The following is a 13,699-nucleotide window of genomic DNA, read 5'->3' on the forward strand; positions in this document are numbered from 1 at the left end:
TGCAGCCTCCTTTTTTATTGCCATAAACAAACAGTTATATAAACTCATTATGACAAATATCGCTACTATATGGCTTGCGCGGTGCGCTTATTCATAAATCTGTAATAAAAATGACTAATAATAACCGTGTTGACATTCACTGACAGAAAATCACTTATGACTGCAAGGATATTGATAGTAGAAGACGAGTTAGCCATCCGCGAGATGCTGACTTTTGTAATGGAACAGCATGGGTTTACGACCTCTGCGGCGGAGGATTTTGATTCGGCCATTGCGCTGCTAAAGGAGCCTTACCCCGATCTGATTTTATTGGATTGGATGTTTCCTGGCGGAAGTGGTATTCAACTGGCGAAACGCTTGAAACAAGATGAGTTTACCCGCCAAATTCCGATCATAATGTTAACCGCCCGTGGTGAAGAGGAAGATAAAGTCAAAGGCCTCGAAGTCGGCGCCGATGATTACATCACTAAACCCTTTTCCCCTAAAGAGCTGGTCGCCCGTATTAAGGCCGTATTGCGCCGCAGTGCTCCTACCCGTTTAGAGGAAACCATTGATGTGCAAGGTTTACTGCTCGACCCCGTGAGCCACAGGGTGAGTGTGGGTGAGACGGTACTCGATATGGGGCCTACTGAGTTTCGCTTATTGCACTTTTTTATGACGCACCCAGAACGTGTCTATAGCCGCGAACAGTTGCTCGACAATGTATGGGGCACCAATGTGTATGTGGAAGACAGAACCGTCGATGTGCATATTAGACGTCTTCGTAAAGCCGTTGAAGAATCTGGACATGATCGTTTGATCCAGACTGTTCGTGGTGCAGGTTATCGTTTTTCAACACGCATATAGTGCCGAATAAGAGATAGGCACAAGTTGGCTTTTAGGCTATCTTGTGCTCCTCCTATTTAGCCTGATGTCTGGGTTTATCTATGTCTCACTCTTATTCAGGGTATCGGTTATTTACGCGCTTGGCAGTTTTTCTACTGCTTTGTTTGCTAATTGGTTTATTGGTTGGGAGCCCCCTCTGGATACTCACTATTGGTCTGCTCGGTCTAGTGTTGTGGCATTATCGCCAATTAGCACGGCTTAACTTTTGGTTATGGCGGGATAGAAAACTCACGCCGCCGCAGGGCAGTGGGAGCTGGGAAGGGATATTTAACGGCATTTATCGCCTCCAAGGGAAGAATCGCCGCCGTGTTGGGCAATTAGCCGCGCTGTTGGCCCGATTCCGTCAAGGCGCTGAAGCGCTGCCCGATGCCGCTGTGGTGCTTGATTCTGAGCATAATATTTTATGGTGTAATAAGTTAGCGCAACTGATTCTCGGTTTTGTGTGGCCGCAGGATAATGGTCAACGAATCGATAATTTAATCCGCCATCCTGATTTTTCCGCTTATATCAAAAGTGCACAATATAAAGAACCGCTGGAGTTACCTTCGCCTGTATCGGATAAGCGTTTACTTGAAATCCGTATCATGGCTTATGGTGACAGACAATTGTTATTAATTGCGCGGGATATTACTCGTATACGTCAGCTAGAGGGAATGCGTAAAGAGTTTGTCGCTAATGTGTCACACGAACTTAAAACGCCGCTCACTGTGTTACAGGGCTACCTCGAAATGATGCAAAGTATGGCAGAGCCTGATTCGATGAATGTCAAGCCGCTGGCATTAATGCAGCAGCAGACTCAACGCATGCAATCCATGGTCGAACAGCTATTAGTGCTCTCGCGAATTGAAGATGCGGCAGATATAAATTTAGAGAACACCGTTAATATGTCGCAATTAATGGAAGTCCTTAAAGAAGAAGCGAAAGCAGTTGCTCAAGATAGGTATGAGTTGAGTTTTTACTGTGAATCAGGACTCGATTCACACGGTAATGAGTTACAACTTAGAAGTGCTTGTTCTAATTTAATTTCTAATGCTATTCGCTACACAGAGCCTGGCGGCAAAATTACCGTACAGTGGCGAAGTGTGGCTACGGGCGGGCTTTTTAGTGTGACAGATACGGGGGAAGGTATTGCACCACAACACATTGCTCGTTTAACGGAGCGTTTTTACCGTGTCGATAGTGCTCGTTCTCGCCAAACCGGCGGCAGTGGCTTAGGGCTGGCGATTGTTAAACACGCACTTAATCACCACCATAGTGAGTTAACGATTACAAGTGAAGTGGGAAAAGGGAGTACTTTTAGCTTTGTGATCCCGCTGCATTTAATCAAACGCAAGAAATAGCATATGTAAAATATTGGATTTATTAATAATAAAAACAGGCCATTACGGCCTGTTTTATTTTGTTTATCTCACCTTTGCAGGACGGTGAACTCAAAAAAATATAAAAATGTGACATTGTCATCTAAGTGTCACATCACAGACATAGAATTGTCATTGTAGCAATTGATACTGGCTGCGTCTGAAGAAACTTAGTTAGAAATTAGTTAGCTTACTACTGGAGCATATAATGAAACTGAAAAAGCTTGTCGGCGCGATGACTCTTACTGCCGCTGGTGTATTCTCTGCCACTGCCATGGCATCGATTGATCAATCTCTGCCTACTTATGAGAAAACAAGTGGCGTATCAGGCAATCTATCATCTGTAGGTTCGGATACTTTAGCCAATATGATGACATTATGGGCTGAAGAATTTAAGCACATGTACCCTAACGTCAACATCCAGATCCAAGCCGCAGGTTCTTCTACAGCGCCACCAGCGTTGACAGAAGGGACTTCACAGTTCGGTCCTATGAGCCGCAAGATGAAGCCCAACGAAATTGAAGCGTTTGAAAAGCATTATGGTTATAAGCCTACAGAAATTCGCGTAGCAATTGATGCTTTAGCTGTGTTTGTACATAAAGACAACCCAATTAAAGGTCTAACTGCAGAGCAAGTTGATGGTATTTTCTCCTCTACGCACAAATGTGGTGGCAGTGATATCCAACGTTGGGGTGATTTAGGCCTTGACGGTAACTGGTCAGCAAAAGATGTTCAACTCTACGGCCGTAACTCTGTATCTGGTACTTATGGTTATTTTAAAGAACATGCTCTTTGTAAAGGTGATTTCAAAGCCAACGTGAATGAGCAACCCGGTTCTGCTTCGGTAGTGCAATCAGTATCTCAATCACTTAATGCTGTGGGTTATTCTGGAATTGGCTATGTTACAGCAGGTGTAAAAGCTGTGCCTATTGCCAAGAAAGGCAATGAGTTTATCGAAGCGACACCTGAAAATGCGGCTAACGGTACTTACCCATTATCACGTTACCTATATGTTTACGTGAACAAACAACCAAACAAAGATTTAGCGCCAATGGAAAAAGAATTCATCCGTTACGTGCTGTCTAAGCAAGGTCAGCAAGTGGTAGAGAAAGACGGTTATGTCACTTTACCCAAAAGCGTTGTTGCTAAAGATTTAGAGCAATTAGGTATTCGCTTGTAAGTTAAGTCGTATCACACTTAAGGACCTCTTCGGAGGTCCTTTTTTATGGGGAGGCTTTGAGAGAAAGATTTAAGTACAAACGAAGGTATAAAAAAAAAGCAACCTAAGTAGGTTGCTATAAATTCCAAATCGGAATACCGGGATTATCGCGCTAGAAACCATCTAAAGGAGAATGATGATGAACGAAGAAACTCATTGCAAAGATTCGGTTCATAATATCTGACTCAAGGTTTGAAAATTAGTTCACACAAAGAGCAAAAAAATTTATATAAAAAGATTAATACTGCGTAATAGGTGCTTTCTACAACAGCATTTTATCAACCTACCCCCCTTAAACGGCAATTGCCTAGAATATGCTTAGTTACAAAAATCCGATGATACATCCTGATCATACCATTTGCGTCTGACTAAATTTGCAGTCGATAATGTGTCTTAATTGCTACAGTGAATACAGGTTATCGAGGCTATGTCGATAGAATCAACACACAGTCATTTATTTATCAATACCGATTGGGATCTGACCCGAGATTATCATTCTTTTGCCAATAGCGAACAGGTGCAAGTGACCCATGTCTCTTTGGAGCTATCGGTGGATTTTTATGCTCAGCGCCTTACGGGTAAAGCGACACTGTCATTGAACTTTGTGCAATCACATGTTGCAGAGCTTTGGCTTGATACTCGAGATTTAACCATACTTGCCGTGACAACCGTTAATGCAGAGCCCCTTAATGTAGAGTTCCTTGATTTTGAATTCCAAGAAAACAATCCAATCCTAGGGCAAAAACTCTGTATTCGTTTACCTCGCACTCCTTGCTATCAGATTTGTATTGAATACCAAACATCCCCCAATGCACAAGGGTTGCAATGGCTAACGCCAGAACAAACCGCGGGTAAACAACAACCTTACCTCTTTAGTCAATCGCAACCCATTAATGCTCGTAGCTGGATCCCACTGCAAGATAGCCCCAAAGTGCGAATTACCTTCGACGCTAAGGTACATGTACCACAGGGGATGCGTGCTGTAATGAGTGCTATGAATCATCCAGAAACCCCATTAGAAGGCGCCTTTACATTTGAGATGGAAAAGCCCATTCCTACTCACCTAATGGCATTAGCTGTAGGAGATATAGCTTTCCAAGCAATAGGTCCAAGATGTGGCGTTTATACTGAACCCAGTATGCTTAAGGCTGCCGTTGCCGAATTTGATGATACCGAACATATGCTCGAGGTTGCTGAAGCATTACTTGGTCCCTATGTGTGGGATCGCTATGACATCATAGTGCTGCCACCGAGTTTTCCCTTTGGTGGAATGGAAAATCCAAGATTGGCGTTCTTAACGCCAACCTTGATTGCTGGGGATAAAAGTTTGGTGTCAACCGTTGCCCATGAGTTAGCCCATTCTTGGACTGGGAATTTAGTGAGCAATGCAACTTGGCGGGATCTTTGGTTAAACGAAGGTTTTACCACCTATTTTACCAATCGAATTGTCGAAGCCGTTTATGGTAAAGAACAGGCTGAATTAGAGTGGGTGATAGAGTTTGGCCGTCTAAAAGAGGAAATGACCTCGTTACCTAAATACAAACAAACCTTACCTGCGAATGTGCAACTGGACGATCCCAATCTTGCGTTTAATCGCTTTACCTATGATAAAGCTTCCATGTTTGTTCACGAGCTAGAACATAGACTCGGAAGGATTGAGTTCGATAAATTTTTAATCAAATATGTGAGCCATTTTGCTTTTAAAGCCATCACGACCGAGGAGTTTGTCACTTATGCTCAAGCAACCATATTACAAACATATCCAGATAAAATAAGTGAAGTAGAGCTGCTTGAGTGGGTTTATGGTGAAGGCTTACCAGAATGGTATAGAGGTCCAACTTCGTCGAGTTTAGATAAAGTGGATGATGCACTGGCGTGTTTTTTACAGGGGACAGCGGCAAGTCATTTAACCGTTAAAGGTTGGCGAGTTCACCACTGGCAATATTTTTTGAGTCAATTACCTGAAGTTTTGACCCAAGTCCAACTGATGGATCTTGATGACACTTTTCATTTCACCCAATCTAAGAATGCAGAAATTGCCTGTGATTGGTTTAGAGTGGCAATTCGTAATCACTATGATCCAGTTTTGCCAGCTTTAAGTGCTTATTTGATGCGCATTGGCCGAGGTAAATTTGTGCGACCGCTTTATGCAGAACTACAAATTGCTGGATATGATACCGAATTAAAAGAAATTTATGCTAAAGCTCGTAAAGGGTATCATCCATCGATTCAAGTACAGTTGGATAAGTCGTTAAAATGCCCATAAATTTGAGATAAAAAAATGGCAACCAGAGGTTGCCATAAAAAATCAGAGTAGAATACAAAAGAATTCAGTGCGCTAGCGTGTTTTCCGTTGTATCCCAAAAGGGAGATGATGATGAACGACTAACCAACCTGACTCAATGCGATAAAACAGAAACTGTATCATTTGAATGAAGCTCTTTATCTAACAAGCTCCACTACCAAGTGTGCATTTAATCTCATTTGCTAATCCTTACGTATACTCAGAGTCATCATTTTTTGTAAAGTTCACTCGTTTTAGAAAAAAATAGAAAAAATCTTTTTTGAGAGGATTCGGGAGGCTTAAATAACGATATTTTTTGAATGACGACTAAAGAGATCAAAGCTAAAAACATAAAAAAAGGCAACCAAATGGTCGCCTAGTGACCTATTGCTAGGTCAAGGGGGCCGCGCTAGAAGCCCCAGGGAGAATGATGAACATGAAAAAGACATTCGCTGTTCAATACATTTGAGGGGATCGTACGGTTAAAGTTCCATCAAATATTAAAAATAAATCGACTTTTCTATAAAACAAAATAATTTCAAATAGATAAATTAAAAAAATTATTTCAATAGAGCTTCAATCTTACTGGCTAATGCTTCAGGTTTTGTTGTTGGGGCGAAACGTTCAATGGCTTCACCTTGACGATTAACTAAAAACTTAGTGAAGTTCCATTTGATAGCTTCAGTGCCTAGGACCCCAGGAGCCGTTTTTTTTAAATACTGATATAGAGGGTGAGTATGATCACCATTCACTTCAACTTTGGAAAATAGTGGGAAACTCACCCCAAAATTCAATTCGCAAAAACGTTGGATCCCTTCCTCATCAGCTTTTTCTTGTGCGCCAAATTGGTTACAAGGAAAACCAAGTACCACGAATCCCTCATCTTGAAATTGTTTATAAAGTGCTTCTAACCCTTTGTACTGCGGCGTAAATCCACATTCACTCGCGGTATTCACTATCAGCAAAACTTTACCCTGATATTGCGCTAACGATACGGTATTGCCTTGAATATCTGTTGCTGTATGGCTGTAAATATTTGATGTCATGTTTATCTCCCCCTTATGTAGAACTATAGCATAAGCAATAAATATATTTTTAACAATATACTTGTGTGCAATTTAGTTGGTTTGTTTGCTAATTATCTTAAATATCAATATAGTTACGTTAATTTAGTTGTAAGAGAAGGGCATCCATGTGACTGAACATCAAGCCGAATATGAAACAAACACTCAGGTAGATGTAGGGCAGGTTGTTCAGCAACTCACTGATGTTGAAGGTGAAGAACAAGCTGAGGTATTTAGCGAAATTTTAAACGAGGCAGAACCTGGCACCATTGCTCTGGCCCTTGAATCTTTACCTTTAGATGAGCGTTACGAGCGTTGGCAGCAGGTTGAGTTTAGCGAACGTGTCACGGTACTCAGCTTGATGCGTGCCAATCCCCGTATGGGAATTTTGCAGCGGATGCCCAATAACGAAGTGGATTTGTTATTTGCGCAATTAAGCCCCGAAGATTTAATTGAATGGAGTGATTACCTCCCCGAGAGTTTTACTGACCGCGCATTGGCACAAATGGGGGAGCGTCAGAGGCAACGTTTTGAGTTATATGATCAATATTCAGAGAATGAAATTGGTCGTTACACTGACCATCAAATGTTGGTTCTCAGTGATAAGGCAACTGTTGCTCAGGCGCAGCGTTTTTTTCGGCGAATAGAACTCGATTGCAACGACAATCTGTTTATCGTTGATGATGAAGATAAATATCAAGGTACGGTAAGACGCTACGATATTTTTAAGCACAATCCCGATGAATTATTAATTTCACTTTTAGCTGCGGATAGCAGAGCGTTGTCCGCGGATACGAGCTTATTGGATGCCGCTGAAGCAATCGAGCATAGCCGCGAAATTGAATTACCCATTATTGACGAGCAGGGTGAGTTGATTGGTCGCGTGACGCTGCGAACTGCAACGGCGCTAGTGCGTGAGCACTATGAGGCGCAATTAATGGCTACAGCAGGTATGGATGAGTCAGACGACTTATTTGCACCTATTATGAAAGGTGCCCAGCGTCGAGCTGTTTGGCTTGGCATTAACTTACTCACTGCGTTTCTCGCTTCAGCCACTATCGGGCTTTTTGAAAACGTGCTTTCACAAGTTGTTGCACTGGCAGTATTGATGCCGATTGTCGCTTCTATGGGCGGGATTGCAGGTAGCCAATCGTTGACACTCATGATCCGCGGTATGGCGATGGGGCAAATTTCTGTGGGTAACGTGTTTTCGTTAATGAAAAACGAACTTGGTATAGGTATCGTCAACGGTATTTTGTGGGCCATTGTGATTGGCGTCATTGCGGGCTGGTGGTTTAGCGATAATACCATTGGCATTGTGATTGGTTGTGCTATTTTGATTAATATGGCGGTGGCCGCGTTGGCTGGGGTGCTGGTACCTATGATATTGCAGAAGTTCAATCAAGATGCGGCGTTATCAGGTTCGGTCATTTTAACTACAGTAACGGATGTGGTTGGATTTTTTACTTTCTTAGGAATGGCGACGTTACTCTATTTGTAATGGGTTCATTTAGGTGGATACATAGCAGGACTTGTGGACTCTACCCATAGACAATATTGATGGATAATTTAGACATGAGTGGTATTCAGTTTGTGGTAAGTGAAAAGCCAGAGGAATTAATACTGGCGGCAAGCTTAATCGATAAGCGTGATGACAATGCCCATCCACTGGATCATCAAGCTTTCTTTCGCGCTCGCGTAGTGATCCTCGCAAAAACGTCCCAAGGGGATATTGTTGGCTGTGCAGCTATTAAGGCTGGGGAAGGCAGTGTAGGGGAGCTTGGCTATTTAGTCGTGTCTCCTTTATATCGGCGTCAAGGGATTGCTCAAGGTTTGACACGAAAGCGGATTGAGGTCGCCAAATCTCGGGGTATTTCTATGTTATTTGCAACAATTCGTGCGGAAAATACCTCTAGCCGAGCAAATCTTTTAAAAGCCGGGTTTATATTTTGGCGTGATTATTTAAGTATCCGAGGTACGAGAAATACTGTTGGTTGGTATTATTTAGCCCTAGAGGATAATATCGATGTCGAAGTGGTAATGCAGTCTTTAGTTGGTGATCGCACTCCATTGGTTTAAATAGTCAGTAGGTGAAACTAATTTGTATTAAAGCTGTTTTATTTTTGTTCTTATTGGTTCATTTTTTGTAATTTATCCTCCTTGATTACATTAATATGCAGATTTTCTTTGTTTCTTCGGTATGATCTGTGGCTATTATCCACAGTGATTATTGAGGTGTTTTCATGGCTAAGTTCAGAGTAGCAAGTGTCTTATTATTGAGCGTCGCAGCGCTGCAAGTGAATGCGTCAGAATTTAACCTAGGGTTGAACAATGATGTGGTTTCTACAGAGTTAGAACTACAACTGAGTCAAGATACTAATGCGGTATTAGGTTATATCTACTCAGATGATAGTGGTCATATTGCCCAAGGCGCTATGCACATGACTTACGATACGAGTGTGCACCACTTTGAAGTAGGGGCAAAGTTAAGCCAGCTTTGGGCAGACGAGGCTCCCAATGGTAGTGCCGTTTCTGTTGGTGGTCGTTATATCCTTTCCATGGGACCCAATATTTCACTCCACGCAGCAGCTTACTATGCACCTTCTGTTCTATCTTTTGGCAACGTTGATGGTCATTATGAATTAGATTCAAAAGTTCAGTATAGTGTCACGCCCAATATGGCACTCTATGTCGGTTATCGAAAACTCGCATTTGAATATGATAATGCCCGCGATTTGACCTTTGAAGATGGTGTATATATTGGTGGGAAATACCGCTTTTAAGTATTAATTTTGTATAGATTATTGAGCCGGCCAAAGTTAAAACTTGGTCGGCTTTTTCATATTATTTACATTTAATACGCCTCAATCGATATCTCTCAGACTTAAAGTGTAAAACCATTGTTAATCATCTAAAATATAATGGAAAAAACTATGAAGTTTGGGGCTAATATACCAATGTAAAATATTAGATATTCAACTCATTTAGTTTAATTGGTTGAAAAATAAATGTGGCAGAAAGGGAATACTTAGATTTTCCTATATAGGAAAAAGCTTTAGCATCCTAAATCTATTTGGCTATGAAAATATAAATAACGGTATTTTTGTGATGTTTACTTTTCTCTTGATATTAAATTTTCAACGTAAAGTGCAGAGTATGCTATTTAGTCTATTGATTTTACAACTGATATTGAGAAGGAATGAGCGTGGATAATTACAGTTAACTAGCAAGTTGGAGATTATCCAACTTGCTCGGATTTGACAGGTTTCATAAAACGCGAATTTGTTAACACAAATTCCTAAAAGCTAGTTTACTTCGATTTATGCTGATAAAAATCCACCTCTGTATCGTCCGAGAAACGACGCTTTGTATCTCTGCGTCGCTGTTTTACACGTTTATTTTTTTGTTTACCTTTGACGTTATCGCCCCATGGCGCATCATCGTCGTCAAATTCATAGGAGTGTGACATGGTCAAAATTCCAAAAATACCTGTGCCATTTTCAGCACCCGATCTTTTTACCCAAAGGTGAGATGAAGCTAAAGCGAAATTTTTCATCATTGATGGTGAAAAGTTTTGCACAATAATGTGCTTAGGTCATACACATAGGTTTACTATAAATTTGCTAGTGATTTTTTATATTTATCTTTTTGATATTTAAATAGTATTTTTGCTTGTTGAGTGCGGTGTTTTTTCTGTGAGATGATATGCGCCCAAAATGTAGGGCGGCAAGATCCAATTAAAATAATGAGTTAGTGCTATGTATTTCGATGCATTTTCGCAACAAACATACCATCACTATTGGCCTCAAAGGGCCAGATGGTCAACATTTCTGTTTGTTCACCCGTAAAAGGATGGCGTATCGGCGTTAGCGTGAACTCTGGATGCTGCTGTAAAAACGCCTTAACCACATCTTGGTTCTCAAGCGGCGACAGCGAGCAAGTGGCGTAAACGAGTACGCCGCCCGCCTTAACTGCGCGGCTACTGCGGCTTAAAATATCGAGCTGTAACGCGGCTTTATCGGTGACAGCCTCAATATCATCCAACCAACGCATATCGGGATTACGTCGCCAAGTGCCAGTGCAACTGCAGGGTGCATCGACTAACACACCGTCGAAATGATCCGCTGGTACGGGCAGGGCATCGCTCTTCCAACGGGCCACGCTAATGCCGTTAAAGTGGGCTCTTTGGGCACGCTTAGTCAGTTCTTCTAGGGCATTGGAGCGAATATCCGAAGAGATGATGCTGCCCACAGATGGCGTTTGGTTATCAGCAGCTTGAGCTAACATCAAAGAGCGCAGCTGCAGGGTTTTACCACCAGCACCGCTACAGGCATCCCACCAATGGGCTTCGGGTTCTGGCGCACAAATTTGCCCTATGACCTGTGAAGCCAAATCTTGGATCTCAATTTTGCCATCTTTATACAGGGCGATTTCATTAAGATTCATGCTCTTGCTGCCAAGATTAATTGCATCGCTAAAGTAGTGATCATAGCTAGCATCGATACCAATAGCTTGCAACTGCACCGCCGCATCATGGCTACTTATCCCCTGCGCGCGGCCCCAAATTGGCGGACGACTGGACATCGCCTCAATCAATTGGATTTGCTGCGCCGCATCAATAGGACACACCTGCCAGAACCACTCGGGTAATAAGTCCTGTGGTTTAAACTTAGCCGCGGGAAATAAATGCTGCATTAGCGTTAGCTTGTCGTCGAGGCTTTCAACGGCAAGTGCTTGAGCTTGCTGATAATCGATGGGCGATTGCGATAACTCATGCCAAGCATTGGCGATATCTTGCCAAGCATGGGCTTCCAATAGGGCACTGGCGCTTAGGCTGGCAAAATAGATGGCTGGCTCTTGCTGCTCTTGTTGAGCGCCTAATTGCTGAAACCAACCCCACCAGCGAAACAGACTAAACAAGGATTCCCGAATGACTTTACGATCCTTCGAGCCGTGTTTTTTATGTTCTCTGAAGTAGTTGGCCAGAATACGGTCAGCGGGCATTTTACTGCGTTGAATTTCATCGAATAACTGCTTAATTGTACTGGCGTAACTCAGCGCGCGTTTTTGCGCGGGTGTGTTCGCCTCTGCGTTTAACGTCGATGATGTGTTTGAGTCGAATGCCTTACCGGAAGAGAAGCTGCTTGGATTACCCATAAATTTAGCCTAGATCATGCTTCTGTGACTGCGCCTTATTTAAAAGGCATAGCTCAGAGGAGAAAAATAAGTGGCGCAGAGTGTAGCAGTTTTGCCTAACAACGGGCAGTAAAAAAGCCCCGCTTAGGCATCAACCTGCGGGGCTTTTTGCGGTTGAGCCTAGGAGGCCAATAGCGGATGCAACATTAGGCGGCTATCCGCTTACCAATAGATTATTTCGTCACCATTTTTTGGATTTGCTTAGCACGTTCTTCATCACTCATTTCTACTGGTGGCGGCGTCACTATGCCTTTTTGGCACGCAGGTCTGAGTGCTAATTCGTCTAACCAACGTTGCAAATGAGTCAGACCTTCCATATTGATGCCGCTCCACTCGTGGATCCGCACCCAAGGCCAAGTGGCGATATCGGCGATAGTGTATTCATCACCAGCAAGATAGCGATTGGTTGCGAGTTGGGTATTCATGACCTCGAATAAGCGCCTACCTTCTTTTTGATAACGGTCAATGGCTGCAGGGATTTTTTCGGGGAAGTATCGGAAGAATACGTTGGCCTGTCCCATCATGGGGCCGACGCCGCTCATTTGGAACATTAACCACTGGATTACCTGTGAGCGCTTCTTGGGATCGGCGGGCAGGAATTTCCCTGTCTTTTCGGCCAGATACAGCAGAATCGCACCCGATTCAAGTACCACAAAATCCTCGTTGTCGCGGTCGATAATGGCGGGAATGCGACCATTGGGATTAATGGCGATAAACTCGGGCTGTTTTTGCTCGCTGGTGCTGAAATCTAATTTGTGGACGCAATATTCAAGTCCCATTTCTTCCAGTGCGATGGAGATTTTAAAACCGTTAGGGGTCGCGGCTGTGTATAAATCTATCATGTTGATTCCTTTGGATTATAATGCTTATAGCTACTCGCTTTACAGCCAATCAATAGGCGTTAGTGACGCTATTTTTTAGGGGTTAACGATACTATGGCGGGACGCTTCGCCATAGTGTCGAACCAAGCCTTGAGATGCGGCAAGCTGTCAGTTACTTCGATGTCTAAATTCTTAATAAAACTGATAAAAACGTAAGCCGAAATATCGGCAATACTGAATGCATCACCTGCCACAAAGGGCGATTTGTTCAATTGTTGGTCTAAGGTCGGTAGGAAGTCAATGACCCTTTGGCGTGATTCTGCGCCCCAAGACTCGACACAGTTTTCCCTGTCTTTATAGATGCCGCTTAAATTACGAAAGGCTTGAAATCCAACCATTAAACCTTGTAATTCAATGATACGTTGCCACATTTCTACTTTGGCACGCTCAAGAGGCGTATTGCCAAACAGCGAGTGGTCACTCGGGTGAATTTCTTCTAAATAGCGGCAAATGGCAACCGATTCACACAGGTAGTTGCCATCATCGAGTTCGAGCAGTGGAATGCGGCCATTTACACTTTTGGCTTTAAATTCGGCACTTAAATTTTCCCCTGCGCGGATATCTACGTTTACTCTTGGTACTTCTATGCCTTTTTCTGCAAGAAAAATACTAACGCGGCGCGCACTGGGAGTAGGGGCTAATTCGTAGAGTTTCATCTATAGTCCTTTGGTTTTTATCTGTACTTTATGCCCGTTCCGAGCATATAAGGCTTTAACGGAACGATCGGTTAGGATAGAATTTACGCCATATCTAAACGATCAGTCAAGAATGTTTTGCCCCTCTATTTTTTGTGGCATTGATGATCGTGAGCG

The 13,699-nt window shown here is 42.8% G+C and carries 12 protein-coding genes; 7 read left to right on the forward strand and 5 right to left on the reverse strand.

Annotated elements, in window-relative coordinates:
* Positions 1 to 156: 156 nt before the first annotated feature.
* From phoB to L2744_RS02230, 4 genes are all read left to right on the forward strand, one after another.
* On the forward strand, positions 157 to 846 hold the full coding sequence (gene phoB, locus L2744_RS02215; RefSeq protein ID WP_007646631.1) for a phosphate regulon transcriptional regulator PhoB: 690 nt from the start codon (positions 157 to 159) through the stop codon (positions 844 to 846).
* 80 nt (positions 847 to 926) lie between these two features.
* Positions 927 to 2,225, forward strand: a complete 1,299-nt coding sequence (phoR, locus tag L2744_RS02220) for a phosphate regulon sensor histidine kinase PhoR (protein ID WP_248990520.1) — start codon at positions 927 to 929, stop codon at positions 2,223 to 2,225.
* Positions 2,226 to 2,451: 226 nt separating this feature from the next.
* Positions 2,452 to 3,423: a PstS family phosphate ABC transporter substrate-binding protein gene (locus tag L2744_RS02225; protein WP_011790078.1), complete on the forward strand. Its 972-nt coding sequence runs from the start codon at positions 2,452 to 2,454 to the stop codon at positions 3,421 to 3,423.
* A gap of 466 nt (positions 3,424 to 3,889) precedes the next feature.
* Entirely contained in the window at positions 3,890 to 5,728 is a 1,839-nt protein-coding gene (locus L2744_RS02230; protein ID WP_248990521.1) for a M1 family metallopeptidase, read from the forward strand.
* 578 nt (positions 5,729 to 6,306) lie between these two features.
* Here the strand turns inward: L2744_RS02230 and L2744_RS02235 are convergent.
* Complete coding sequence (locus tag L2744_RS02235) at positions 6,307 to 6,792, reverse strand: glutathione peroxidase (protein ID WP_248990522.1); 486 nt, start codon at positions 6,790 to 6,792, stop codon at positions 6,307 to 6,309.
* A 148-nt stretch (positions 6,793 to 6,940) separates the two neighbouring features.
* Between L2744_RS02235 and L2744_RS02240 the strand changes: the two genes are divergently transcribed.
* From L2744_RS02240 to L2744_RS02250, 3 genes are all read left to right on the forward strand, one after another.
* Entirely contained in the window at positions 6,941 to 8,311 is a 1,371-nt protein-coding gene (locus L2744_RS02240; RefSeq protein ID WP_248990523.1) for a magnesium transporter, read from the forward strand.
* Positions 8,312 to 8,385: 74 nt separating this feature from the next.
* Positions 8,386 to 8,889: a GNAT family N-acetyltransferase gene (locus L2744_RS02245; RefSeq protein WP_248990646.1), complete on the forward strand. Its 504-nt coding sequence runs from the start codon at positions 8,386 to 8,388 to the stop codon at positions 8,887 to 8,889.
* A 164-nt stretch (positions 8,890 to 9,053) separates the two neighbouring features.
* Complete coding sequence (locus tag L2744_RS02250; RefSeq protein WP_248990524.1) at positions 9,054 to 9,593, forward strand: YfaZ family outer membrane protein; 540 nt, start codon at positions 9,054 to 9,056, stop codon at positions 9,591 to 9,593.
* A 527-nt stretch (positions 9,594 to 10,120) separates the two neighbouring features.
* On the opposite strand, the gene L2744_RS02255 is transcribed toward L2744_RS02250, so the two are convergent.
* The 4 genes from L2744_RS02255 to L2744_RS02270 all read right to left on the reverse strand — a co-directional run bounded on the left by L2744_RS02255 (position 10,121) and on the right by L2744_RS02270 (position 13,543).
* Positions 10,121 to 10,279: a small highly charged protein gene (locus L2744_RS02255; protein ID WP_041408228.1), complete on the reverse strand. Its 159-nt coding sequence runs from the start codon at positions 10,277 to 10,279 to the stop codon at positions 10,121 to 10,123.
* Positions 10,280 to 10,566: 287 nt separating this feature from the next.
* On the reverse strand, positions 10,567 to 11,967 hold the full coding sequence (locus tag L2744_RS02260) for an RsmB/NOP family class I SAM-dependent RNA methyltransferase (RefSeq protein WP_248990525.1): 1,401 nt from the start codon (positions 11,965 to 11,967) through the stop codon (positions 10,567 to 10,569).
* 212 nt (positions 11,968 to 12,179) lie between these two features.
* Positions 12,180 to 12,848: a glutathione S-transferase family protein gene (locus L2744_RS02265; protein WP_248990526.1), complete on the reverse strand. Its 669-nt coding sequence runs from the start codon at positions 12,846 to 12,848 to the stop codon at positions 12,180 to 12,182.
* Between the two features lie 68 nt (positions 12,849 to 12,916).
* Entirely contained in the window at positions 12,917 to 13,543 is a 627-nt protein-coding gene (locus L2744_RS02270) for a glutathione S-transferase (RefSeq protein WP_248990527.1), read from the reverse strand.
* Between the last annotated feature and the right edge of the window lie 156 nt (positions 13,544 to 13,699).

The organism is Shewanella profunda (assembly GCF_023283765.1).
Taxonomy (GTDB): Bacteria; Pseudomonadota; Gammaproteobacteria; order Enterobacterales; family Shewanellaceae; genus Shewanella; species Shewanella profunda.